Origin of the sequence: Pseudomonas sp. NFPP28 (assembly GCF_900115535.1) — a bacterium.
Classification (GTDB): Bacteria; Pseudomonadota; Gammaproteobacteria; order Pseudomonadales; family Pseudomonadaceae; genus Aquipseudomonas; species Aquipseudomonas extremorientalis.
In genome coordinates, this window is record NZ_FOWT01000003.1 from 348,143 (window position 1) to 372,469 (window position 24,327).

Consider the following 24,327-nt stretch of genomic DNA (forward strand, 5'->3'; position numbering starts at 1 on the left):
GGGCCGTTGTTTGCCCTATCAGCCAGCACGCACCCACCGCTGGTGCAGCCACCGCGCCAAGGCATCCAGCGCAAAGCCCAACAAGCCGATCAACACCACCATCGCCATCAGCTCCGAATAAGCCAGCCTATCACGGGTATCGAGGATGTAATACCCAAGCCCCGCACTGACTCCCAACATCTCGCACGGCACCAGCACGATCCACAGAATGCCGATGGCCAGGCGCACGCCCGTCAGCACATGCCCCACCACGCCGGGAATGATCACCCGGCGCAAGGTCTCCCAGCGGGTCGCGCTCAAACTGGCGCTCAACTGCAACCAGCGTGGGTCGAGCTGACGCACCCCGGCGGCGGTGTTGAGCATGATCGGCCATACGGCAGCAAAGGCCAGCAGGAAATAGATCGGCAGGTCGCCTACCCCCATCAGCATCACCACGATGGGCATCCACGACAGCGGCGAGATCATGCGCAGGAACTGGAACGCCGGCGTGGTCGCCGCCTCCAGGTTGCGCGAACTGCCCACCAGCAATCCCAGCGGCACGCCGACCAGCAAGGCCAGGAGCAACCCAACGAAAATACGCTTGAGGCTCACGGCGATGTGCAGGTACAACTCCCCGCGCCCGAGCAATTCCCACAGGCTGGCGGCCGTGGCGGCCAGGGAAAAGCGTGCCGACAAGCCGTCCGCCGCGCCAAACACTTTCACCCCCAGCCACCAGAGCAACAGCAACCCCGCCAAGCCACTCAACCCGAGCAACCAGCCCGGGATTTCCCGTTTGTTCAAACGCCAATCTCCTCATGCCGCTCAAACCCCTCAGGCAAACCAAAGGTCTTCATGCCGCCCACGGACTCAATGGCGTTGCGCACGAAACGGTCGTCTACCAGGTCCTTGGCGACAAACGCCGGGTCCAGGTCGGCGAGGAATTTCTTGTCGCCCTCGATCAGCGTGTCCTTCAGGCGGCGCACCAGTTCCTCGGTGTAGCTGGGGAATGGGTAGGGCTGGAAATCGATGCGGTGCTCATCCCAACTCCCATGCTGGATCGCGCCGTCGGCCAGGTAGGCCACACGGTCGGCCGCGGCGGGCGCCAGCACTTTGCTCAACACCGGCTCGGCATGCGGGGTATAGCGGTTAGGGCCGTCCTTGGACAGCAGCTTCACCGCCGCTTCGCGGTTGTCGCGGGTCCACACCTGCGCCTTGACGATGGCATTCACCACCTTCTGCGACCACTCCGGGCGGCTGGTCAGGTCGTGCTCGTGCATGAACACCACGCAGCATGCGTGGTTGCGCCACACGTCACCGGTGAAGCGCTGCACGCGACCGACCTTGAGGTTTTCCGCCAGGGCGTTGAACGGCTCGGCGACGATATAGCCATCGATACGCTGGCTGGCCAGCGCCGGTGGCATGTCCGACGGTGGCAGCACGATGAGGTTGACCTCATTGGCCGCAATCGCACTGCCCGCCGCCCGCGCCACCGGCGTGAGGCCGTTGTCGCGGAACAGTTGCTGCACTACTACGTTATGGATCGAATACCAGAACGGGATCGCCACCGACTTGCCGCCCAATTGCTTCACATCGGTGATGCCCGGCGCCACGGTCAGGCCCGAGCCACCCACATGGTTCCACGCCACCACTTTGGCTGGCACCTTGCTGCCATAGCGTGCCCACACGGTCATTGGCGACAGCAGGTGAATCACGTTGACCTGGCCCGAAATGAACGCCTCGATCACCTGCGCCCAACTGCGCAGCAGCACCGGGCGCTCGGCCTTGATGCCTTCGGCTTCGAACAGGCCATTGTTATGCGCCACCAGCAACGGCGTGGCGTCAGTGATCGGCAAGTAGCCAATGCGCACGGGTGCGTCCGGCTCGCTGGCAGCGCGGGCCTGCAGACTGCTCAGCAGCGGCAAGGCGCCGGCGGCACTGAGCACGGCGGAGAGTTTGAGAAAGTCGCGACGCGAGTGGGTCAGGTCATCCAGGCACATGGGCAGGCTCCAGCAGGTCAAGGGGGTTGGGTTGAGGGCGGCTCGCCTGCCGTAGGGTTTTGAGGATATCGATGCGCAGCGCGCCGATGGCTTCCACCTGTTCTTCGCGCGGTTGCGGCAGGTCGATCAGCCACTCGCCCAACGTCCGCGCCGGGCGGTTGCCCAGTAGCAGGATGCGGTCCGACAGCAGCAGCGCTTCATCAATGTCATGGGTGATCAACACGGCCGCCGAGCCCTGCTCGCGGTTGACCTTGAGCAGCAGGTGCTGCATGTCGGCGCGGGTCACCTCGTCGAGGGCACCGAACGGCTCATCCAGCAACAGCACCTGGGGCTGGCGCGCCAGGCAACGGGCCAGCGCCGTACGCTGGGCCATGCCGCCGGAAAGCTGCGCCGGGAAGTGCTGGCGCGCATGCTCCAGGCCAACGGCGGCGATGGCGTGGTCGACACGCTGGCGGCGTTCCTCAACGCTCAAGTGTGGCTGGCGGGCGAAGTCCAGGCCGAAGGCAACGTTCTTTTCCAGGCTCAGCCAGGGCAGCAGGCTGGGGTCCTGAAACGCCACCGCAACACGCGGGTGAGGGCCATCCACAGGTTCACCGAGCACCCGCACACTGCCGCCCTGCGGCGCCTGCAAACCGGCAAGCACCCGCAGCAGGCTGGACTTGCCTACCCCGCTGGGACCGAGGATCGACACCACTTCGCCGGGCTGCAGTTGCAGGTCAAAGCCCTGCAACACTGGACCGCCGGCGTACCCCAGGCAAATCCCCTGGGCGTTCAATACCGCGTTCGTCATAGATTGGCCTGGCGCTGTAACTCGGTGCGCAATTGCACCAGGCTCGGGGTCACGATCGGCACGAACGCCGACTCACGCCAGCGCCGCGCAAAGCCGCTGCCGTGGGCGGTGAGGTAGGCCTTGCCGCCGCTGGCCTGCAACTCCAGTTGCACAGCATGGGCGGCCGTTTCGGCCAGGGCGATGCGCAGCTTGAACAACGCTGCCGGCTCGGCCGCAAAGCGCCCGGCCAACAGGCCGTTCTTCAGGTCGCTGACCAGGTGATCCAAAGTCCCGCGCAGCGTCTCCAGCTCTTCGCGCAACACCGTACGGGTCGCGCCCAGGTGGTTGGCCACTTCCGCCAGGGAGCGCCGGGCCAGGCCGATGGACATGCCACACTGCAACCCAAGGAACGCCGGGCGCACCGCAGGTAAAAACTTGCGTGCATCCTCATGCAGCAACCAGTCGCGACTCAGCGCCACGCCTTCGAGCCCCAGGGCCGCCGTGTTGCTGGACTGCAACCCCAGCAGTTCCAGGTCGCGGGAGCGCTGCAAGCCGGCCACCGCATCCGGAATCGCCAGGATAAACGGCGCACCACCCCCGGCATGCTCGATAGCAGCCGCAGCGACAAAACCGCTTTTGCGCAGGTTGGTGACCCAATGCAGCCGGCCGTTGAGGGTCCAGCCGTCGTCGGTAGGCTCGGCGCTGATCTGCAGGGCTTCAATACCCGACAAGAACTTCATCGCATTGGACAGCCCCGTGGCCCCCGCCAACTTGCCGCTGAGCAGGTCCGGCAAGAGTCGCTCACGCAGTTGCGCATTCGGGCTTTGCAGCAAATATTCGATAAACGAACGCTGGCCCCAGCACACAAACGCCGCCGCCAGGGAATGGCTGGCAACATTGGCGATAGCCTCCACCGCACCGGCCACATCCCCACCCAGGCCACCAAGCTGAGCCGGCACGCCGATACGCAATACATTGGCCTCTGCCAGCCGTGGCAGCACTTCCTGTGGATCGCAACTGCCCACGTCCAGGGCCTGCGCTTGAACATCGAGCCAACGGCTCAAGATTGGGTCAAGCATTCATGTTTCTCCTTTTCACAGCGGGTGGGTCATCTTCAGCTTGCGGGTTTTTCCCAGCGGTATTGCGCCAGCTCCGGGTTCAACGGGGTGCGCGCAAACACGTTAGCGAAGTTGCACAGGGTTGCCAGGCTCACGCCCAAAATAACTTCCAGCGCCTGGCCCTGGGTATAACCGGCGGCCAGGAACGCATCAAAACCGGCATCGCTGACATCGCCACGGCTGGCGATCACTTCGCGGGTAAACGCAGCCAGGGTTTCATAGCGGGCATTGGGCAGCTCACCGCGTTGGCGCAGGGCGTCGATGACTTCTTCCGGCAATTTGGCTTTGTTGCGTGCCACGGCAGTATGCCCGGCCACACAGAAATCGCAGCCGTGGGTGGTGGCTGCAATCAACTGCACCACTTCGCGATCGGCCAGGCTGAGTTCGGCCTTGGCGTTCAGCCCGGACACGGTGATATAGGTCTCCAGCGCCGCCGGAGCGTTGGCCAGTACCGCCAACAGGTTGGGGATGAAACCCGAGCCTTTCAGCGCGTTTTCCAGGAAGGGCTTGGCCGCGTCCGGCGCGGTTTCAGGGGTAAGCAGGGGTACACGGGACATGGAGTGGTCTCCTGATGGGTTCGTGTATCCAGTCTGTTGGTTATAAGAAATCGTCTCAATAGGCTAAAGTAGCGATTACTTGCTCTTGAGTCTTTCCATTAGATGAATTCGTCCAGTGCACTTGTCGATTGGTTATTAGACAGCCTCGAACTCGACACCAGCCTGTTCCATGTGGGCCGCTACTGCGGCGACTGGCATGCGAGCACCCACGGCCTGGCGAGCGCCAGTTTCCACCTGATTGTGCAGGGTCAGTGCTGGCTGCATATCGAGGGCGACGCCACGCCGCATCGGCTGGATAACGGCGACGCGGTGTTCCTGTTGCGCGACCTGGAATATCGGCTGTCCGGTGAGCCCACCGCCGCCGGCGCCCAGGAATGCCCCCGTGTACCGATGGAGCCCCTGGACAGCGCCGCCAGCGATGGCGTCGGCCTGGTCTGCGGGTTCTTTCACTTCCAGTCCGGCCTGTCGGCGATGATCGTCGACACCCTGCCCGCCTGGATCATCCTGCGCGCAGGCGACCCTTCGTTGACCGCCGCGCGCAACCTGTTCGACCTGATCCTGCAAGAGTGCGAGCGCGTGCCTGCGCCCTCCTCTGCCTTGCTTGAGCGGCTGTGCCACCTGTTGTTCCTGTATGTCCTGCGCCAACAAGTGCTGGACAACCGTGAACTCGGCGGCCTGGCGGCGCTGGCCCGGCAACCGGCGTTCGCCAACTTGCTGGAGCAGTTGATCGCCCAGCCCGCCGAGGCCTGGACCCTGGAAAGCATGGCCGCGTGCACCGGGTTGTCGCGCTCGGCGTTTTTCAAGCGTTTCAATGAACTGTGCGGGCAGTCGCCAGGGCAAGTGCTGCTGATGATGCGCATGCGCCATGCCTGCCAACTGTTCAAGCAGGACCAGACGGTGGCAGACGTCTCGCTGGCCGTGGGGTATCAGTCGGTGGCAGCGTTCACCCGGGCGTTTCACAAGGTCACCGGGCAACAGCCTGGGGCGTATCGCAAGGCCCAGACCTAGCGCTGCAAACCGGTGTCGGGCCGGGCGCAGAGTTCGACCAGCCAGTCCACGAACACCCGCACACGCTGGGACAGTTGACGGTGCGGCGGATATAGCGCCGACAGGGCCATTTTCGGCACCGCCAGGCTGGGCAATACCTGCACCAGGGTGCCCTCGGCCAATTGGCGCATCGCATGGTAACCGGGTGCCTGGATCAAGCCGAACCCGGCTTCACAGGCCGCGAAGTAGCCATCGGAACTGTTCACCGCCAAGCCTTTTGACAGGTTGACCGTGCGCAATTGGCCGTCGACCTCAAACTCCAGGCCAAAGCGTTTGCCCGTGACGCTGGAGACATACTCGACCATCTGATGGTTGGCCAGGTCCTGAAACGATGCAGGCATCCCTCTGCGCGCCAGATACCCCGGGCTCGCCAACGTCAATTGATCCATCATCGCCAGAGGCCGTGCCACCAGCGACTCATCCAGGGCCAAACCACCACGCAGCACGCAATCCACGCCTTCACGGATCAAGTCCACCGGGCGGTCGTTCAGGCTGATCTCCAGTTCGATCTGGGGGTAGCGGGCGGTGAATGCCGGCAATGCAGGGATCACGATCAAGCGCCCTATTCCTGACGGCATGTCTACGCACAGGGTGCCGCGTGGATTCTGGCGCCGGGTGGAAAACACCGCCTCGGTTTCCTCAAGGTCCGACAGCAACTGCACACAGCGTTGGTAGTACGCCGCGCCATCCAGCGTCGGGCTGACTTGCCGCGTGGTGCGCTGCAACAGTTGCACGCCCAGGTGCGCCTCCAATTGCTTGATCAACACCGTCACCGAGGCGCGGGGCAATTGCAGGCTGTCGGCGGCCTTGGCAAAACCGCGCAATTCGACGATCCGGGTGAACACGCGCATCGCGTTGAAACGGTCCAAGGGGCGGTTCCTTGCGCTGATTATTCAGATATTACGAATAGTGTTAGTGCTTTTAGCCGGTTTATCCCGGTTTTGTCGAGCGTGACAATGCAGGCCTTCCCACCCAAGGAGCACAACCCATGCATACCCGCACACTCGGCACCCACGGCCCACTCGTCTCAGCCATCGGCCTCGGCTGCATGGGCATGAGCGATTTCTACACCCCCGGCAGCGACACCCGCGAAGCCACGGCAACCCTGCACCGCGCGTTGGAGTTGGGCATCAACCTCCTCGACACCGCCGATATCTATGGTCCGCACACCAACGAAGCACTGATCGGCAAGGCCATCGTCGGCAAGCGCGACCAGGTGTTCCTGGCCAGCAAGTTCGGCATCGTGCGTGACCCGGCCAACCCCGCCGTGCGGGGTGTGAACGGCCGCCCTGAATACATCCGCAAGGCCATCGACGGCACGCTGCAACGACTTGGCGTAGAAACCCTCGACCTGTATTACCAACACCGTATCGACCCGGAGGTCGCCATCGAAGAGACCGTCGGCGCCATGGCCGAGCTGGTGCAACAGGGCAAGGTGCGTTACCTGGGGCTGAGCGAAGCCTCCGCCGCCACCCTGGAGCGCGCCCACAAGGTGCACCCGATCAGCGCCCTGCAAAGCGAATACTCGCTGTGGAGCCGCGACCAGGAACACAACGGCTGCCTCGCTGCCTGCCAGCGCCTGGGCATCGCCTTTGTGCCCTACAGCCCGCTGGGCCGTGGCTTTCTGACCGGCGCGCTGCAAAGCCCGGACGACTTCGGCGCCGATGACTACCGCCGCTTCAGCCCACGCTTCCAGGGCGAGAACTTCGGCAAGAACCTAGAACTGGTGAAAAACGTGCAGGCACTGGCCGCCGACAAGGGTATCAGCGCCGGGCAACTGGCGTTGGCGTGGGTGCTGGCGCAGGGTGATTTCATCATCCCGATTCCCGGCACCAAGCAGCGCAAATACCTGGAGGAGAATGTCGCCGCGCTGTCGGTCAGCCTCAGCCCGGGCGAACTGGCGGCGCTGGAGGCCATCTTCCCTGCCGAGGCGCCCGCCGGCTTGCGCTACCCCGAGGCCGTCATGGCTATGCTGGATATCTGAATAAATACCGCGTCGGTCACCGGCGCGGTATTTTCTTGCACCATCGTACCTAAAGCTCTGTCCTGCCAAGCCGATAGCCCTACGAAGCTCTAACAAAGCCGCGTCGACAATAAACGCTTCGTAAGGACGACCCCATGCCCCCACTGCGCTCCATCCAAGCCCGCTATACCCTGTTCCTGGTGCTGTTCGTCCTGGTGTTATTTGTGTTGACCGTGGTGGGTATCGGCCAGTTGGTCGCACCCAAGCTACAGCACACCGAAGAGCAGGTGGTGCTCAACCGTGTCGCCGAGGTCGCCGAGCAGATCCAGGGCGAACTCAACAAGGTCCAGTCCCAGCAACGCAGCATCACCCAGACCATTCCATTGCTCGACAGCGATGCCATCGACAAAGTCCTGCCGGGCCTGGTCGACCAGTATGGCGAGTTGAAAGTCTTCGGCGGCGGCATCTGGCCGCTGCCCAACCAGCGCACCCCGGGGCGCAACAAGCACAGCACGTTCTGGCACCGCGATGCATCGGGCAAGCTGACCGTGAACACCTTCTGGAACAGCGACCCGGCGCCCAACTATTACGACCAGAGCTGGTACAAGGGCGGCCTCGCTTCGCCACGCGGTCAATGTGCCTGGGCCGCCGCCTACAAGGACGACGCCAGCCAGGAGCCGCGCACCAACTGCGCCATGGCAATCCAGCGCGACGGCGTGCCTTATGGCGTCGCCACCATCGACGTGACCCTGGGCTTCTTCAATGATCTGGTGGCCAGCAAAGAGAAAGACATCGGCGGGCAAATGCTGATCGTTGAAGGCGACGGCAAGATCATCAGCAACAGCTCGCGCATCAGCGGCCCGGTGGTGTTGAAAAACATCAGCGAACTCACCGGCACTTCCGCGTTTGCCGCCCAGGTCAGCAAAGCCCTGGCCCATCGCGACCAGGCCCTGCAACGCAATGAGTTCGACAACCAGGGCGTGGCCAGCACCTTCTACATGCGCCCTATCGAGGGCACCCCGTGGTTCCTAGCCACCGCCCTGCCCACCTCGCTGATCACCGCCCAGCGCAATGACGTGCTCGGCAGCCTGGCGCTGTTGCAGATCCCCATGGTGTTGTTGCTGGTGCTGCTCGCGGTATATGCGATCCGCCAACTGGTGCAGCGCATGAAGTCGCTGAAAACCAATATCGACGCACTCTCCGCCGGCGACGCCGACCTCACGCGACGCATCACCATCCGTGCCGAAGACGAACTGGGCGCCATCGGCCATTCGGTTAACCGCTTTATCGTCTACCTGCAAAACATGATCGGCGAAGTGACCCAGGCCACCGGCGCCATGTCGTCGAGCCTTGCGCAGTTGCAACAGACCTCGGCGCACACCAACCAGATCCTGGTGCGGCATGCGTCGGAGACCGACCAGACGGTGACCGCCATTACCGAAATGAGCTCCACCGCCGACACCGTGGCGCAAAACGCCGCCGAAACCGCCGCGTTCACCCAGCGCGCCAACGAGCATGCCGATCGTTCCCGCGTGGTGGTCGGTGAGGCGTCCAACAGCGTCAGCGCGTTGATCGGCGAAGTCTCCAGCGCTACCCACAGCGTAGAGAACATGCGCCAGGACGCTGCACGCATCACCGAAACCCTCGGCGTGATCGGCGCGATTGCCGGGCAGACCAACCTGCTTGCCCTCAACGCCGCCATCGAAGCGGCGCGGGCTGGCGAGCAAGGCCGTGGGTTTGCGGTGGTTGCCGATGAAGTGCGCGCGCTCGCCGCACGCACCCAGGCCAGTACCTCGCAGATCAACGACATGCTCACGCGCCTGACCGCGGGCGTGAGTTCCTCGGTGGCAGCGATGGAAAACACCCAGGCCAGTTGCCAGTCGGCGGCGGACGCCACGGCGCGGGTGAATACCGGGCTGGATGAAATGGCCGGCTCCGTCAGCCATATCAACAACCTCAGCACCCAGATCGCCACGGCCGCCGAACAGCAAAGCGCGGTGACCGAGGAGATCAACCGCAGCATGGTGCAGATCCGACAAATGGTCGAAGAGCTGGTACAGAGCGGCCACGCCACCGAAAACAATACCCAGAGCCTGCTCGAGGCGAATGGGCGGGTGATTACCCTGATGAGTCGTTTCAAGGTGTGCTGATAAACGGCTGAAACACTCCCGTGCAATGTACGGGAGTGGGACTATTCTGACAGTTCGAAGACGCACAGGAGGTGTGCCATGCGCGCAGCCGAGCAGTCGGTCCGCTTGGAACGGATCAGTCAGGAACGCTTTATCCAAGCTCCCATCGATGCCGTTTATGACTATGTGACCCAGCCGGATCGCTGGCACGAATGGCACCCCACGTCCCTCGGAGCCGACACCGGCACCACCGGCTCACTCCCCGCCGGCGCCCGCTTCACCGAAATGATCGACCTGCTGGGTGTACGCGTGCCCATGAGCTACCGCGTGCAGATCGCCCGGCGCCCCGGCGAGTTCAAGACCGTGTTTACGTCCCTGGCCGTGGATGGTTCGATTCACTACTTCCTCATGCCCCACCAGGGCGGCACGCTGTTCAAGCGGGTACTGACCTATGAAACCGAATTGCAACTTGCCACCTTGCATAAACGCATGATCGAACTGTCGACACTTGCCCTGGACCAGCTCAAGCACCGGCTGGAAAATCCACCGCTCGTATAATCTTGAAACATTCTCGCCCTGTGGACACTGGCTTGCCTGCGATGACGTCGTCATGATCGCCGCCATCCCACCTGCACGCGAGATCCTATGAAAATCCCATTGCGCCTGGCCCTGCTGTCGACCCTGTTCACCGCCACCCTGGCCCAGGCCGCCGACCTGATCCCCATCGACGTGCACCGCGACGCCAACTGCGGCTGCTGCAAAAAATGGATCAGCCACCTGGAAAGCAACGGCTTCAAGGTCAATGACCACGTCGAAGCCGACATGAGTGCCGTCAAGCAACGCCTGGGCGTAGCGCCGCGCCTGGGCTCGTGCCACACCGCCGTGATCGACGGCAAATTCGTCGAGGGCCACGTCCCCGCCGAACAGGTGCTGGCCCTGCGCAAGCGCGACGACCTGCTGGGAATCGCCGCGCCGGGCATGCCCATGGGCTCGCCCGGCATGGAAGTGGAAGGCCGCAGCGAGGCCTATCAGGTCATCGGCCTGACCCGTGAGGGTAAAGATGTCGTCGTGGCTGAATACCCGGCGCAATGATCGCGGGCTACCTGGGGTTATTCTTCGCGGCGTTTGGCGCCGCGACCTTGCTGCCCCTGCAATCGGAAGCCGTGCTGGTCGGCCTGCTGCTCAGCGGGCATTACAGCCTGTGGCTGTTGCTGGGTATCGCCACCCTGGGCAATGTGCTCGGTTCGGTGGTGAACTGGTGGCTGGGACGCTGGGTGGAGCACTTCAAGGGGCGGCGCTGGTTTCCGGTCAGCGACCAGCAACTGGACAAAGCCCGCCAGCATTACCAGCGCTGGGGCCATTGGACGCTGTTGCTCAGTTGGGTGCCGATCCTTGGCGACCCGCTGACGCTGGTAGCCGGAGTGCTGCGCGAGCCGTTGTGGCGATTTCTGTTGCTGGTGACCCTGGCCAAAGGCCTGCGTTATGGCGTGCTGGCCGCCGTGACTTTGCAATGGGTTTAATCGCTGCTTAATCCTTGGGCAACAGCATCCGAACCACCTTTCCAGGAGCCCTGCCCATGCCTCTGTTCCGCGCTTTTTGCATCGCCGGCCTGATCACGGCCACCGCCGCGCCGGTGTTTGCCGCCACCTACGGTCCTGAACTGCAAGGCTTCGACTACCCCTATCCGCTCAAGCATTTCGAGTTTCAATCCCAAGGCGAGTCCCTGCAAATGGGCTACATGGACGTGCCGGCCAATGGCAAGCCCAACGGTCGCAGCGTGGTGCTGATGCACGGCAAGAACTTCTGCGGCGCGACGTGGGAAAGTTCGATCAAGGCCCTGAGCGACGCCGGCTACCGCGTGATCGCGCCGGACCAGATAGGCTTCTGCAGCTCCAGCAAACCCGATCACTATCAATACAGCTTCCAGCAACTGGCCCTCAATACCCACCAACTGCTGGAAAAGCTCGGTATTCAGAAGGCTACCCTTGTCGGCCATTCCACCGGCGGCATGCTTGCCACGCGCTACGCGCTGATGTACCCCGGGCAAACCGAACAGTTGGCGCTGGTCAATCCGATCGGCCTGGAAGACTGGAAAGCGCTGGGGGTGCCCTCGCTCAGCGTCGACCAATGGTATGCCCGTGAGCTGAATGTCAGTGCCGAGGGCATCCGCAAGTACCAACTCAACACTTATTACGTCGGGCGCTGGAAGCCGGAGTACGAGCGCTGGGTAGACATGTACGCCGGCCTCAGCAACGGCCCCGGGCATACGCGGGTCGCATGGAACTCGGCGCTGATTTACGACATGATCTTCACCCAGCCGGTGTACTACGAGTTCAAGGACCTGAAGATGCCGACGCTGCTGCTGATTGGCACGTCCGACAACACCGCCATCGGCAAAGACGTCGCGCCGCCAGCCGTCAAAGCCAAGCTCGGCAACTACGCCGTGCTTGGCAAGCAGGCAGCCAAGCTGATCCCCCATGCCACCCTGGTGGAATTCCCAGGCCTGGGGCATGCGCCGCAAATGGAAGAGCCGGCCCGGTTTCACGCAGCACTGTTGCAGGGGCTGAACGCCCTTTAATCCAACCTTTTTCGAGGCACTCGTTGAATGTCGGTACAGATCGCAGTCATTGATGATTGGCAGGACGTGGCCAGAGGCGTGGTGGATTGGTCAGTCCTTGAGGCAGTAGGCCAGGTGCACTTCCTGCACGATTACCCGGCGGATACCGCCACGATGATCGAGCGTTTGCAGGGGTTCGAGGTGATTTGCGTGATGCGCGAACGCTCCACCTTCGACAAGGCGCTGCTGCAAGGCCTGCCCCGGCTCAAATTGCTGGTGACCGGCGGCATGCGCAACGCCGCCATCGACATTCCCGCCGCCAAGGCCCTGGGCATTCAGGTCTGCGGCACCGACAGCTATAAACACGCCGCGCCGGAACTGACCTGGGCATTGATCATGGCTTCCACCCGCAACCTGGTGGCCGAAGCCAATTCGCTGCGTGCCGGCCATTGGCAGGTGGGCCTCGGCGGCGACCTGCACGGCAAGACCCTGGGGATTCTCGGCCTGGGCAGCATTGGCCAGAAGGTCGCGCAGTTCGCCCAGGTGTTCGGCATGCGCGTGATTGCCTGGAGTGAAAACCTCACGCCGGAACGTGCCGCCGAGTCCGGCGTGACCTGGGTCAGCAAGCAAGCGCTGTTTGAACAGTCGGACATCCTTACCGTTCATCTGGTACTCAGCGACCGTAGCCGTGGGCTGGTGGATGCCCAGGCGCTGGGCTGGATGAAACCCGGCGCGCGCCTGGTCAACACTGCACGCGGGCCGATTGTGGATGAGCAGGCACTGGTGCAGGCCCTGGAAAGCGGTCGCCTGGCCGGGGCGGCGCTGGATGTGTATGCCGAGGAACCGTTGCCGGCGGATCACCCGTTGCGCAGGTTGCCGAATGTGCTGGCCACCCCGCACGTGGGCTACGTGAGCGAGCAGAATTACCGGCAGTTCTATTCACAGATGATCGAAGACATTCAAGCCTGGACGAACGGCACGCCCATTCGCGTGCTGGGCTGACGCACCGTTTCTGTGCGTTCGCACTCTTATAGCGAACCGCCTTGCTGTGGCGAGCGGGTTGTTGTGGCGAGCGGGCTTGTTGTGGCGAGCGGGCTTGCCCCGCGTTGGAGCGCGAAGCGCTCCCCAATGCTCCATAGCCCAACGCAGGGCAAGCCTGCTCGCCACAGAGCACCTGGCATATGGTTACAATTTTTTTGTCCTACAAAATATTCCCAGAAAGCCTACAGGCTCTGGGATCTGTCCTAGACTCATGACCGATGGGTCCGTTCCAAAACAAAAACCCCGCAAAAAATCTAAACTTTTCAACTCGGCCATTGGTCAAGTTTTAAGGTACGACGAGCACACACGGTTCCAGCCCGATGCCCGTCCATCCAATCTATATCTGCCAACCGTGCAACTGGCATAAGCCTTGCCAGATCTGTACAGCGCTTGTGCGCGTGGCCGCAGGATGCGGTCGACGGAGTTAATGGCAGCCGGCCATTAGCCGACCAACACGTGGAGAGAATTATGATCAGTGCCGCTGCAAGTATTCAGGGAGAGCGTGTTAGTCAGAGCGTTGGCGGGGTCGCCGCGTTGGCTGACCTCACCACAGTGCGGCCGGTTCCGAGCCACAACCCCAACCGTAAGAAAGTCCTGTTTGTGACCTCCGAGTTCGCCGACCTGGTGAAAACCGGTGGCCTGGGCGACGTCTCCGCCGCCCTGCCCCGCGCCATGGCCCACCTGCACGATGTGCGGGTGCTGATCCCCGGTTATCCGCAGGTGATGGAAAGCGACAACCCGATCCATATCATCGGTGAGCTGGGCGGCCACGCGGCGCTGCCGCCGTGCAAGATCGGGCGCATGGACCTCAAGGATGGCCTGGTCATCTATGTACTGATCTGCCCCGAGCTCTACGAGCGCGAAGGCACGCCCTACGGCGCCAACAACGGCCGCGACTGGCCGGACAACCATATTCGTTTCGCCCGCCTGGGCCTGGCCGCCGCCGACATGGCCGCCAACCTGGCACAGATCCACTGGTGCCCGGACCTGGTGCACGCCCACGACTGGCCCGCCGGCCTGGCCCCGGCGTACATGCACTGGCGTGGGTCACGCACGCCGACATTGTTCACCATCCATAATCTGGCCTATCAAGGCGTGATCAGCCTGGCGTCGACGCCAGAGCTGGGCATTCCACCCCACGCCCTGCAGCAGGAAGGCATGGAGTTCTACGGCAAGATGTCGTTCCTCAAGGCCGGCATGGCGTATTCCAGTCATATCACCACGGTGAGCGCCACCTATGCCCGGGAAATCACGACGCCCGAGTTCGGCTGCGGCCTCGATGGCTTTTTGGCCAGCAAGACCCAGCAAGGTTTGCTCAGCGGTATTCCCAACGGCATTGAAGACAGCTGGGAAACCTCCACCGACCCGCACTTGACGCACAACTTCAACATCGGCGACTGGGAAGGCAAAGCCGTGAATGCCGCACAGGTGCGCAACCTGTTCGGCCTGCATGACTCGACCGGCCCGCTGTTCGCCGTGGTCTCGCGTCTGGTGTTCCAGAAAGGCCTGGACCTCACCGAAGCGGTGGCCAGTTTCATCGTCGAGCAAGGTGGGCAAATTGCGATCATCGGTCGCGGCGAACCGGAAGAAGAAAACGCCATGCGCGAACTGGCGCTGCGCTTTCCCGGCCAGATCGGTGTGCGCATCGGCTTCAACGAGACCGATGCCCGCCGCATGTTCGCCGGCAGCGATTTCCTGCTGATGCCTTCGCGCTACGAGCCCTGCGGCCTGAGCCAGATGTACGCCCAGCGCTTCGGCTCGCTGCCCGTCGCCCGCAACACCGGCGGCCTGGCCGACACCATCGAAAACGGTGTGACCGGCTTTCTGTTCAATGAATCCACGGTCGACAGCTACAAAGAAGCCTTGAACCGCGCGTTCAAAGTGTTTGCCTTCCCTGGCCTGCTCAATGCCATGCGCAGCCGAGCGATGACCCAACCGTTCAACTGGAGCCAGGCGGTGGAACCCTACGCCGAGCTGTACGAGCGACTGGTGGCTAAAGCACTGGGGAAATCCGCTAAATAATCATCGGGAGGTCTCTATAGATGCCGTTACGGACTCTGGAAACCTGGCCCCACGGCGCAATCATGCTGGACGCGCAACACACGCGTTTTGCCTTGTGGGCGCCAGACGCGTTTTATGTCAGCGTTGAATTGGAACACGGCAAATCTGTTGCCATGCTGCCCCAGGCAGATGGCTGGTTTGAAACCGAAATAGCGTGCCCGGCGGGCACGCGCTACCGCTTCAATATCGATGGGCAAATGGATGTACCCGACCCGGCCTCCCGGGCCCAGGCCGCGGATGTGCACGGTTGGAGCGTGGTGGTCGATTCCCTTGCCTATCACTGGCGCCACAGCACTTGGCAAGGCCGCCCCTGGCACGAGGCCGTCATCTATGAACTGCATGTCGGCGCCATGGGGGGTTATGCCGGCATCGAACAACATCTGCCACGCCTGGCCGAGCTGGGTGTTACCGCGATTGAATTGATGCCGTTGGCGCAATTCCCCGGTGATCGCAATTGGGGCTATGACGGGGTCCTGCCCTACGCGCCCCAAGCCTCCTACGGCACGCCCGAACAGCTCAAGCACCTGATCGACAGCGCCCACGAGCACGGCCTGGCGGTGATCCTCGACGTGGTCTACAACCACTTCGGGCCGGACGGCAACTATCTGGGTCAGTATGCCAAGGGCTTCTTCCAGGAAGACGTGCACACGCCCTGGGGCGCCGGGATCGATTTCAACCGGCGCGAGGTGCGCGACTTTTTCCTGGATAACGCCTTGATGTGGTTGCTCGAATACCGCTTCGACGGCCTGCGCCTGGACGCCGTCCACGCCATCGACAACCCGGACTTCCTCAAGGAACTGGCGCACCGGGTGCGCGAGCAGGTGGATTCCGGCCGGCACGTCTGGCTGATGCTGGAAAACGAACTCAACCAGGCCAGTCTCCTGCAGCAGGATTTCGACGCGCAATGGAACGATGACTTCCATAACGTCCTGCATGTGCTGCTGACCGGCGAAACCGACGCGTATTACAGCGACTTCGCCGAAGAGCCCACGGCCAAACTGGCGCGCTGCCTGGGCGAAGGGTTTATCTACCAGGGCCACACCACCCGGCATGGCCATGAACGTGGCGAACCCAGCGGGCATCTGCCGCCGAGCGCGTTTGTGGCCTTCCTGCAGAACCACGATCAGATTGGCAACCGTGCCCTGGGCGAGCGCCTGCATCAACTCTGCTCGCCGCAGGCATTGAAGGCGGCGACCGCCCTGCTGTTGCTCTCCCCGATGATCCCGTTGATGTTCATGGGCGACGAATCGAACGCCCGCGAGCCGTTCCTGTTTTTCACCGATCACCATGGCGAACTGGCAGAAGCCGTGCGCGAAGGCCGTCGCAATGAGTTCAAGGATTTCGCCGCGTTCCAGGACCCGGAGCGACGCGAACGCATCCCCGACCCGAATGCCCTGACGACCTTTTTGCAGACCACGCCAAGCTTTCACGAGAACGAACACACCGAGCTCTACCGCCAACTGCTGAGCCTGCGCCACGGCCACATCGTGCCGCACTTGCCCGGCAGCGTGGCCCTGGGCGCCGAGGTGCTGGCCGAAGGCGCCGTCAGCGCTCGTTGGCGCCTGGGCAATGGCAGCCTGTTGCAGATCGACCTCAACCTGAGCGCCAACCCGCTGGATCAACCAGCGACGGCGCCTGTGCTGTTTGAAACGCCTGCCAACGCCGGCGCGCACCTGCCGCCGTATAGCGCACGCGTCACCCTATCCCCTGTTGGAGAGCACCCTTGAGCGAAGCGAACCTGGAAATCCTCGCCAGCCGAGCGGGCCTGGCCGTCGATTGGATCGACGCAAACGGCCGCCCGCAACGTGTCAAACCCGACGCCCTGCGCGCCGTCCTCAAAGGCCTGGGCCACCCCGCCGACACCGATGCCGAAGTCAACGCCAGCCTGCGGGCACTGGAACAGGTGCAACAAGACAAACACCTGCCGCCCCTGCTGACCATCGAAAGCGGCGCAGGCCTGGACCTGGCCCGCTACTTCGAACCGGACACCCTCTGCCGGGTCTGCCTGGAAGACGGTGAAACCCTGGAGCTGCGCCTGGATGGCGACGCCGTCCTGCCCGGCGTCATCGCCCTCGGCTACCACCAGGTGCATATTGCCGACCAGACCTTCACCCTGGCCGTCGCGCCCACCCATTGCTACAGCGTGGCCGAAGCGGTCGACAGCCGACCTGCCCGCGCCTGGGGCCTCAGCGCGCAACTTTATAGCTTGCGCCGCCTGGGCGATGGCGGCTTCGGCGACACCCTGGCCCTGGAGCACCTCGCCCGCTCAGCGGCCGAGCGTGGCGCCGATGCCCTGGCGATCAGCCCGATGCACGCGATGTTCAGCGCCGACACCGCGCGCTACAGCCCGTACTCTCCCTCCAGCCGCTTGTTCCTCAACAGCCTGTATGCCTCGCCGGGTTGCATCCTGGGCGAGCGCGAAGTGCGCAACGCCATCGAAGCCAGCGGCCTGGCGGATGAACTGCACGACCTGGAGCAACACAGCCTGATTGACTGGCCCACCGCAGCGAACGCCAAGCAGCGCCTGCTGCGTGCGTTGTACGAAGACTTCCGCCACGGCCACCACCCGCAACACGCCGACTTCCAGAGTTTCCGCCAGGCCGGCGGTGAGGCCCTGGAAAACCACTGCCGCTTCGAAGCCGTGCAAACCGCCCGCGCCGCCGCCGGTGAAGACCTCGACTGGCGCCATTGGCCAGAAGACTGGCGCACCCCACAGAGCCCGGCATTGGCCCTGTTCGCCGAAGACCACCGTGAAGAGATCGGCTACTTTGCGTTCTGCCAATGGCTGATCGCCCGTTGCCTGGAGCGCGCACAACAAGCCGCACGCGGCAGCGGCATGGGCGTCGGCCTGATTGCCGACCTGGCAGTGGGCGCCGACGGGGGTGGCAGCCAGGCCTGGAGCCGCCAGGATGAATTGCTCGCCGACCTGACCGTGGGCGCGCCACCCGACATTCTCAACCGCGCCGGCCAGGGCTGGGGCATTTCCGCGTTCTCCCCCGAAGGCCTCAAGCGCCACGGCTTTCGCGCCTTTATCGAAATGCTGCGCGCCAACTTCGCCCACGCCGGCGGCTTGCGCATCGACCACGTGATGGGCCTGCAACGCCTGTGGGTGATGCCCGTGGACGCCTCGCCGCGTGACGGCGCCTACCTGTATTACCCGGTGGACGACCTGCTGCGCCTGCTGGCCCTGGAATCCCACCGCCACCGGGCCATCGTGCTCGGTGAAGACCTGGGCACCGTGCCGGACGGTCTGCGCGAAAAGCTCATCGCCCGCTCGATCCTGGGCATGCGCGTGTTGCTGTTCGAACAGAACCACGAAGGCCAGTTCAAGCCGATCCTCGACTGGCCGGACAACGCCCTGGCCACCACCAGCACCCACGACCTGCCGACCCTCAACGGTTGGTGGCACAGCCGCGATATCGAGTGGAACATCCAGCTGGGTCTGATCGATGCGCCGACCGTGGAGCAATGGAGCGAGCACCGCCTGCGCGAACGCCAGGCACTGCGCCAGGCCTTGAGCCAGGATCCGCAGAACTTCGTCGAAGAGATCCGCAATGAAACCGACCACATGATCGACGCCAGCGTGCGCTACCTCGGCCACACCCGCGCACCACTGGTGTTGCTGCCGCTGGAGGACGCCCTCGGCGTTGAGGAACAAGCCAACCTGCCCGGCACTACCGATACCCACCCCAACTGGCGCCGCCGCCTGCCGGGCGAGGCGTCCAGCCTGCTCGACAATGCCGGCGCCGCCCGCCGCCTCGAACTGTTGGCCGTCGCGCGCAACCAAGCCTATGAGCGTGACCGATGAAAGCCCTGCCCCTGCGCGCCACCCAGCGCCTGCAATTCCATAAAGGTTTCACCCTCGATGACGCGGTGCCACTGGTGCCGTATTTCGCCCGTTTGGGCATCAGCCACCTGTATGCCTCGCCGCTGCTGAGTGCACGCGCCGGTTCCATGCACGGCTACGACGTGGTCGACCCCACCACGGTCAACCCGGAACTCGGCGGCGAGCCGGCCCTGCGGCGCCTGGTCGCTGCGCTGCGTGAACACGACATGGGGTTGATCCTCGATATCGTCTCCAACCATATGGCCGTCGGCGGGGCCGACAACCCCTGGTGGCTGGACCTGTTGGAGTGGGGCCGCCTGAGCCCCTACAGCGAGTTCTTCGACATCCAGTGGCATTCGCCCGACCCCTTGCTCAAAGGCCAATTGCTGATGCCGTTCCTCGGCAGCGACTACGGCGAAGCCCTGCAGGCCGGCACCCTGACCCTGCACTTCGATGCCGACCACGGCGCGTTCTATGTCGAGCATTACGAACACCGTTTCCCCATCTGCCCCAAGGATTACGCGGCGATCCTGGGCACCGATGAACGGCTCCACCCCCTGGCCGAGCGCTTCAGCGCCCTCGCCCACCAGGACGACGCTTACCACGCGGCCGCGTCGCTCAAGCAAGCGCTGGCCGAGCGCGCCACCGACGTGCTGCCGGCGATCGAACAGCGCTTGAAGGCTTTCGACGGCCGCCAGCCCGAGGGTTTCAAGCGCCTGCATCAGTTGCTGGAACAACAGGCCTATCGCCTGGCCAGTTGGCGCACCGCGGCGGACGATATCAACTGGCGGCGCTTCTTCGACGTCAACGAACTCGGTGGCCTGCGCGTCGAGCGCAGCGCTGTGTTCGAGGCCACCCATGGCAAGATCTTCGAACTGATCAGCGAAGGCCTGGTGGATGGCCTGCGCATCGACCACATCGACGGCCTGGCCGACCCGCGTGGTTACTGCCGCAAGCTGCGCCGTCGGGTGGACTCGCTGTCACCCGAACGGCACTTGCCGATCTTCGTGGAGAAGATCCTCGGCGAAGGCGAAACCCTGCGCGACGACTGGCAGGTGGACGGCACCACCGGCTACGAGTTCATGAACCAGTTGTCGCTGCTGCAACATCACCCGGACGGCTTCGCGCCATTGGCCGCGTTGTGGACCCGTCACAGCGAGCGGCCTGCTGCGTTTATCGAAGAAGCGCAATTGGCCCGCCAGCAGATCCTCAACGGCTCCCTCGGCGGCGACTTTGAAAGCGTGGCCCAGGCCCTGCTGCAAGTGGCCCGCGACGATGTGATGACCCGCGACCTGACCCTCGGCGCCATCCGCCGGGCCTTGCAGGAACTGATCGTGCACTTCCCGGTGTACCGCACCTATATCAGCGCCCGTGGCCGCAGCGCCGCCGACGACAGGCTGTTCCAACAGGCCATGGATGGCGCCCGCACCACCCTGGGCGAAGGCGACTGGCCGGTGCTCGACCACCTGGCCAACTGGCTGGGCGGCCAGCCGTGGCGCAATCGCCCGGTGGGCCGTGAACGCAAGATCCTCAAGCATGCCTGCGTGCGCTTCCAGCAACTGACGTCGCCCGCCGCCGCCAAGGCCGTGGAAGACACCGCGTTCTATCGCTCGGCGGTATTGCTGTCGCGCAACGACGTGGGCTTCAGCACCGAACAATTCAGCGCCCCCTTGGCCGACTTCCATGGGGTCAACCAGCAACGCCTGCAGAGCTTCCCTGACAACCTGCTGGCCACCGCCACCCATGACCACAAGCGCGGCGAAGATACCCGCGCGCGCCTGGCCGTGCTGAGCGAGTGCGCGGCGTGGTACGCCGAGCAGGTCGAGCAGTGGCGCGCCCTCGCCGCGCCACTTAAGACGGATGCAAGCACGCCTTCAGCGGGCGATGAATTGATCCTCTACCAGGTACTGCTGGGCAGTTGGCCCCTGGACCAGACCGATGACTTCGAGGGCTATCGGCAGCGCCTGTGGCAATGGCAACAGAAAGCCCTGCGCGAAGCCAAATTGCAAAGCAGCTGGAGCGCGCCCAACGAAGCCTATGAACAAGGCGTCGAAGCCTTCCTGGCGCGGCTGTTGCTCAGCGATGAAGGCCAGGTGTTGCGCACTGCCATCGGCGCGGCGGCCCAGGCCATCGCGCCGGCCGGTGCGCTCAATGGCCTGGCGCAATCCTTGCTTCGCATGACGGTGCCGGGTGTACCGGACCTGTACCAGGGCGCCGAGTTCTGGGACTTCAGCCTGGTGGACCCGGACAACCGCAGGCCGGTGGATTTCAACGCCCGGCAACAGGCGCTGGATACCCCACCGGACATCGGCGAACTGTTGTTCAACTGGCGCGACGGGCGTATCAAACAGGCATTGATTGCCCAGGTGCTGGGCTTGCGCAAGGCCTGTCCCGAGCTGTTCCGCAAAGGAACCTACACACCGCTGCAAGTGCTTGGCAAACACGCCGAACGGGTGGTCGCGTTCGCGCGCGAGCACCAGGGCAACTACCTGCTGGTGGTGGTGCCGAGATGGCCGCATGACCTGCTTGAAAACGGTGTGCATCCCAAGATCAATGCGCAGGTTTGGGGCGACACACGGGTGAAATTACCGTTCGCCGCGACAAACAAAAACTGGAAGGGACTTTTTCATACAGGCGCAGTCACACCAGACAAGGAGCTGTTGATCAGCACTGCCCTGGGGGATTTCCCGGTCAATGTCCTTATCAATCCTGATGATCAAGAAAGCTGAAAATTTTCTGTTGAGGAGCATTGCGATGAGTACTGACGAAAAACGCATAAAAGAGTTGGCTCACCAGATCTGGGAGTCCGAAGGCAAGCCCCATGGGCAAGACGCGCGGCATTGGGAGATGGCGCGCAAACTGGCCGAAGCCGAAGCGCTGACGCCGAGCAAACCCAAGGCGGCCGCCAAGCCCAAGCCAGCCACCAAAGCCAAGCCTGCGCCCAGCAAGCCGGCGCCACCGGCGGCTAAAAAACCTCCCGCGCCGAAGAAACCCAAGCCTTGATACCCCCCTCTTGCCGGCACGGTCGGCAAGAGGTGATTCCACCTTCCATATTCTCAGCTGAAATTTCGTCGGCACGGCCACGTTCGGCCTGAAAAACATCTTTGCAGGAGCAAGTTTTCAATGAGCAAACCCGATAAAACCCCACCGACGCCGGGCAATGAACCGTCGCGGATCCGTGAAGGTTTGCCCTTCCCGCTGGGCGCGACCTGGGATGGCCTGGGCGTCAACTTCGCCCTGTTCTCGGCCAACGCAACCAAGGTCGAACTGTGCCTGTTCGATGATTCCGGCGAGGTCGAGCTGGAACGTATCGAACTCCCCGAGTACACCGACGAGACCTTCCACGGCTATCTGCCCGACGCCCACCCCGGGCTGATATACGGCTACCGAGTGTACGGTGCTTACGACCCGGCCAACGGCCACCGTTTCAACCACAACAAATTGCTGATCGACCCCTACGCCAAGCAGTTGGTGGGCGAGCTCAAGTGGTCGGAGGCGCTGTTCGGCTACACCATCGGCCACCCGGACGACGACCTCAGCTTCGACGAGCGCGACAGCGCACCCTTCGTGCCCAAATGCAAGGTGATCGACCCGGCGCACACCTGGGGCAACGACCAACCGGTACGCGTGCCGTGGGACCGTACGATCATCTACGAGACCCATCTTCGCGGTATCAGCATGCGTCACCCTTCCGTAGCCGATGAAGTACGCGGCACCTGCGCCGGGCTGATGGAAGACGACGTGCTCAAGCACATCCGCCAACTGGGCGTGTCGTCGGTGGAGCTGCTGCCGGTGCATGCCTTCGTCAATGACCAGCACCTGCTGCAAAAAGGCATGACCAACTACTGGGGGTACAACAGCATCGCGTTTTTTGCCCCCGACCCGCGCTACCTGGCCAGCGGCAAGATTGCCGAGTTCAAGGAGATGGTCGCGCACCTGCATGAACAGAAGCTCGAAGTGATCCTCGACGTGGTCTACAACCACACCGCCGAAGGCAACGAGCGCGGCCCGACGCTGTCCATGCGCGGCATCGACAACGCTTCGTACTACCGCCTGATGCCGGACGACAAGCGTTTCTACATCAACGACTCCGGCACGGGTAACACCCTGGATCTGAGCCACCCGTGCGTATTGCAGATGGTCACCGACTCGCTGCGTTACTGGGCGACCGAGATGCACGTCGACGGCTTCCGCTTCGACCTGGCGACCATTCTTGGCCGCTACCGCGAGGGTTTCGACGAGCGTCACAGCTTCCTCGTGGCTTGCCGCCAGGACCCGGTGCTGCGCCAGTTGAAAATGATCGCCGAGCCCTGGGACTGCGGCCCCGGTGGCTATCAAGTGGGCAATTTCCCGCCGGGCTGGGTGGAATGGAACGACCGTTTCCGCGACACCGTGCGTGCATTCTGGAAAGGCGATGACGGCCAACTGGCCGACTTCGCGGCCCGCATGACCGCCTCCGGCGAAATGTTCAACCACCGTGGGCGACGTCCCTACAGCTCGGTGAACTTCATCACCGCGCATGATGGTTTCACGCTGCACGACCTGGTGTCGTACAACGACAAGCACAACGAAGCCAACGACGAAAACAACCAGGATGGCAGCAACAACAACCTGTCCTGGAACCACGGCGTCGAAGGCCCGACCGACGACCCGCAAATCAACGCCCTGCGCCTGCGCCAGATGCGCAACTTCTTCGCCACATTGCTCCTGTCCCAAGGCACGCCGATGCTGGTGGCTGGCGATGAGTTTGCGCGCACCCAGCACGGCAACAACAACGCTTACTGCCAGGACAGTGAGATCGGTTGGATCAACTGGGACCTGGACGAAGATGGCAAGGCGCTGCTCAAGTTTGTGAAGCGCCTGATCAAGCTGCGCCTGGCCTACCCGATCCTGCGTCGTGGCCGCTTCCTGGTGGGCGACTACAACGAAGACATCGGCGTGAAGGACGTCACCTGGCTGGCGCCGGATGGCAACGAGATGACCACCGAGCAGTGGCAGGACAGCAACGGTCGCTGCCTGGGCATGTTGATGGATGGTCGCGCCCAGGAAACCGGGATTCGCCGTCCCGGCGCCGACGCTACCTTGCTGCTGGTGGTCAATGCCCATCACGACATGGTCAACTTCCGCTTGCCGCCGGTGCCCGAAGGTGAGTTCTGGACGTGCATGCTCGACACCAACGAGCCCGCCGTACGCGGCCAGGAACGCTTTGAGTTCGATCACGAGTACGCCGTTACCGGGCGCTCGCTGTTGTTGTTCGAGTTGCAGCGCGAAGACGAGGTGTGA

At 63.3% G+C, this 24,327-nt stretch carries 20 protein-coding genes; 14 read left to right on the forward strand and 6 right to left on the reverse strand.

Annotated features, from left to right (window positions below; genetic code table 11):
- Positions 1–18: 18 nt before the first annotated feature.
- From BM110_RS10330 to BM110_RS10350, 5 genes are read right to left on the reverse strand one after another with little or no spacing between them, the layout of a single operon-like run.
- Positions 19–765: an ABC transporter permease gene (locus tag BM110_RS10330; protein WP_170856070.1), complete on the reverse strand. Its 747-nt coding sequence runs from the start codon at positions 763–765 to the stop codon at positions 19–21.
- An 11-nt stretch (positions 766–776) separates the two neighbouring features.
- Positions 777–1,976 carry an ABC transporter substrate-binding protein gene (locus tag BM110_RS10335; protein WP_093513310.1) on the reverse strand — a complete coding sequence of 400 codons (1,200 nt, stop codon included), beginning with the start codon at positions 1,974–1,976 and terminating at the stop codon, positions 777–779.
- Complete coding sequence (locus tag BM110_RS10340) at positions 1,963–2,766, reverse strand: ABC transporter ATP-binding protein (RefSeq protein ID WP_093513311.1); 804 nt, start codon at positions 2,764–2,766, stop codon at positions 1,963–1,965. Before BM110_RS10340 ends, BM110_RS10335 begins: the two co-directional genes overlap by 14 nt.
- Positions 2,763–3,824 (reverse strand): acyl-CoA dehydrogenase family protein, encoded by a 1,062-nt coding sequence (locus BM110_RS10345; protein ID WP_093121120.1) that lies wholly within the window; start codon positions 3,822–3,824, stop codon positions 2,763–2,765. Before BM110_RS10345 ends, BM110_RS10340 begins: the two co-directional genes overlap by 4 nt.
- A gap of 35 nt (positions 3,825–3,859) precedes the next feature.
- On the reverse strand, positions 3,860–4,420 hold the full coding sequence (locus BM110_RS10350; protein WP_092243867.1) for a carboxymuconolactone decarboxylase family protein: 561 nt from the start codon (positions 4,418–4,420) through the stop codon (positions 3,860–3,862).
- 102 nt (positions 4,421–4,522) lie between these two features.
- Here BM110_RS10350 and BM110_RS10355 point away from each other — a divergent pair, with 102 nt between their 5' ends.
- Positions 4,523–5,428: an AraC family transcriptional regulator gene (locus tag BM110_RS10355; protein WP_093513312.1), complete on the forward strand. Its 906-nt coding sequence runs from the start codon at positions 4,523–4,525 to the stop codon at positions 5,426–5,428.
- On the opposite strand, the gene BM110_RS10360 is transcribed toward BM110_RS10355, so the two are convergent.
- Complete coding sequence (locus BM110_RS10360; protein ID WP_093513313.1) at positions 5,425–6,336, reverse strand: LysR family transcriptional regulator; 912 nt, start codon at positions 6,334–6,336, stop codon at positions 5,425–5,427. The genes BM110_RS10355 and BM110_RS10360 overlap by 4 nt on opposite strands.
- Positions 6,337–6,455: 119 nt before the next feature.
- Here BM110_RS10360 and BM110_RS10365 point away from each other — a divergent pair, with 119 nt between their 5' ends.
- The 13 genes from BM110_RS10365 (at position 6,456) to glgX (ending at position 24,327) form a co-directional block, all read left to right on the forward strand.
- Complete coding sequence (locus tag BM110_RS10365; protein WP_071488175.1) at positions 6,456–7,451, forward strand: aldo/keto reductase; 996 nt, start codon at positions 6,456–6,458, stop codon at positions 7,449–7,451.
- A 134-nt stretch (positions 7,452–7,585) separates the two neighbouring features.
- A complete protein-coding gene (locus BM110_RS10370) occupies positions 7,586–9,580 on the forward strand; it encodes a methyl-accepting chemotaxis protein (protein WP_071488174.1) in 1,995 nt (664 codons plus the stop codon).
- 78 nt (positions 9,581–9,658) lie between these two features.
- On the forward strand, positions 9,659–10,117 hold the full coding sequence (locus BM110_RS10375) for an SRPBCC family protein (RefSeq protein WP_093513314.1): 459 nt from the start codon (positions 9,659–9,661) through the stop codon (positions 10,115–10,117).
- Positions 10,118–10,204: 87 nt separating this feature from the next.
- Positions 10,205–10,651 (forward strand): DUF411 domain-containing protein, encoded by a 447-nt coding sequence (locus BM110_RS10380; RefSeq protein WP_092243878.1) that lies wholly within the window; start codon positions 10,205–10,207, stop codon positions 10,649–10,651.
- Positions 10,648–11,079, forward strand: a complete 432-nt coding sequence (locus BM110_RS10385; RefSeq protein WP_093513315.1) for a YqaA family protein — start codon at positions 10,648–10,650, stop codon at positions 11,077–11,079. The genes BM110_RS10380 and BM110_RS10385 overlap by 4 nt, the downstream gene beginning before the upstream one ends.
- 56 nt (positions 11,080–11,135) lie before the next feature.
- Positions 11,136–12,137, forward strand: a complete 1,002-nt coding sequence (locus BM110_RS10390; RefSeq protein WP_093121125.1) for an alpha/beta fold hydrolase — start codon at positions 11,136–11,138, stop codon at positions 12,135–12,137.
- A gap of 27 nt (positions 12,138–12,164) precedes the next feature.
- Positions 12,165–13,118 carry a D-2-hydroxyacid dehydrogenase family protein gene (locus tag BM110_RS10395; protein WP_093513316.1) on the forward strand — a complete coding sequence of 318 codons (954 nt, stop codon included), beginning with the start codon at positions 12,165–12,167 and terminating at the stop codon, positions 13,116–13,118.
- A 507-nt stretch (positions 13,119–13,625) separates the two neighbouring features.
- Positions 13,626–15,179, forward strand: a complete 1,554-nt coding sequence (glgA, locus tag BM110_RS10400; protein WP_092243891.1) for a glycogen synthase GlgA — start codon at positions 13,626–13,628, stop codon at positions 15,177–15,179.
- A gap of 20 nt (positions 15,180–15,199) precedes the next feature.
- Entirely contained in the window at positions 15,200–16,945 is a 1,746-nt protein-coding gene (treZ, locus tag BM110_RS10405) for a malto-oligosyltrehalose trehalohydrolase (RefSeq protein WP_093121126.1), read from the forward strand.
- On the forward strand, positions 16,942–19,026 hold the full coding sequence (gene malQ, locus BM110_RS10410; RefSeq protein ID WP_093513317.1) for a 4-alpha-glucanotransferase: 2,085 nt from the start codon (positions 16,942–16,944) through the stop codon (positions 19,024–19,026). Before treZ ends, malQ begins: the two co-directional genes overlap by 4 nt.
- Positions 19,023–21,773 carry a malto-oligosyltrehalose synthase gene (locus BM110_RS10415; RefSeq protein WP_093513318.1) on the forward strand — a complete coding sequence of 917 codons (2,751 nt, stop codon included), beginning with the start codon at positions 19,023–19,025 and terminating at the stop codon, positions 21,771–21,773. The genes malQ and BM110_RS10415 overlap by 4 nt, the downstream gene beginning before the upstream one ends.
- 25 nt (positions 21,774–21,798) lie before the next feature.
- Positions 21,799–22,047 (forward strand): DUF2934 domain-containing protein, encoded by a 249-nt coding sequence (locus BM110_RS10420; RefSeq protein ID WP_093121129.1) that lies wholly within the window; start codon positions 21,799–21,801, stop codon positions 22,045–22,047.
- 120 nt (positions 22,048–22,167) lie between these two features.
- On the forward strand, positions 22,168–24,327 hold the full coding sequence (gene glgX, locus BM110_RS10425) for a glycogen debranching protein GlgX (RefSeq protein WP_071488163.1): 2,160 nt from the start codon (positions 22,168–22,170) through the stop codon (positions 24,325–24,327).

Coding starts and splice junctions, on each gene's coding strand:
- BM110_RS10380 (WP_092243878.1), top strand. CDS start 10,205: ATGAAAATCCCATTGCGCCTGGCCCTGCTGTCGACCCTGTTCACCGCC.
- BM110_RS10365 (WP_071488175.1), top strand. CDS start 6,456: ATGCATACCCGCACACTCGGCACCCACGGCCCACTCGTCTCAGCCATC.
- treZ (WP_093121126.1), top strand. CDS start 15,200: ATGCCGTTACGGACTCTGGAAACCTGGCCCCACGGCGCAATCATGCTG.
- BM110_RS10420 (WP_093121129.1), top strand. CDS start 21,799: ATGAGTACTGACGAAAAACGCATAAAAGAGTTGGCTCACCAGATCTGG.
- BM110_RS10345 (WP_093121120.1), bottom strand. CDS start 3,824: ATGCTTGACCCAATCTTGAGCCGTTGGCTCGATGTTCAAGCGCAGGCC.
- BM110_RS10415 (WP_093513318.1), top strand. CDS start 19,023: ATGAAAGCCCTGCCCCTGCGCGCCACCCAGCGCCTGCAATTCCATAAA.
- BM110_RS10390 (WP_093121125.1), top strand. CDS start 11,136: ATGCCTCTGTTCCGCGCTTTTTGCATCGCCGGCCTGATCACGGCCACC.
- BM110_RS10355 (WP_093513312.1), top strand. CDS start 4,523: ATGAATTCGTCCAGTGCACTTGTCGATTGGTTATTAGACAGCCTCGAA.
- BM110_RS10340 (WP_093513311.1), bottom strand. CDS start 2,766: ATGACGAACGCGGTATTGAACGCCCAGGGGATTTGCCTGGGGTACGCC.
- glgX (WP_071488163.1), top strand. CDS start 22,168: ATGAGCAAACCCGATAAAACCCCACCGACGCCGGGCAATGAACCGTCG.
- BM110_RS10385 (WP_093513315.1), top strand. CDS start 10,648: ATGATCGCGGGCTACCTGGGGTTATTCTTCGCGGCGTTTGGCGCCGCG.
- glgA (WP_092243891.1), top strand. CDS start 13,626: ATGATCAGTGCCGCTGCAAGTATTCAGGGAGAGCGTGTTAGTCAGAGC.
- BM110_RS10370 (WP_071488174.1), top strand. CDS start 7,586: ATGCCCCCACTGCGCTCCATCCAAGCCCGCTATACCCTGTTCCTGGTG.
- BM110_RS10350 (WP_092243867.1), bottom strand. CDS start 4,420: ATGTCCCGTGTACCCCTGCTTACCCCTGAAACCGCGCCGGACGCGGCC.
- BM110_RS10335 (WP_093513310.1), bottom strand. CDS start 1,976: ATGTGCCTGGATGACCTGACCCACTCGCGTCGCGACTTTCTCAAACTC.
- BM110_RS10395 (WP_093513316.1), top strand. CDS start 12,165: ATGTCGGTACAGATCGCAGTCATTGATGATTGGCAGGACGTGGCCAGA.
- BM110_RS10375 (WP_093513314.1), top strand. CDS start 9,659: ATGCGCGCAGCCGAGCAGTCGGTCCGCTTGGAACGGATCAGTCAGGAA.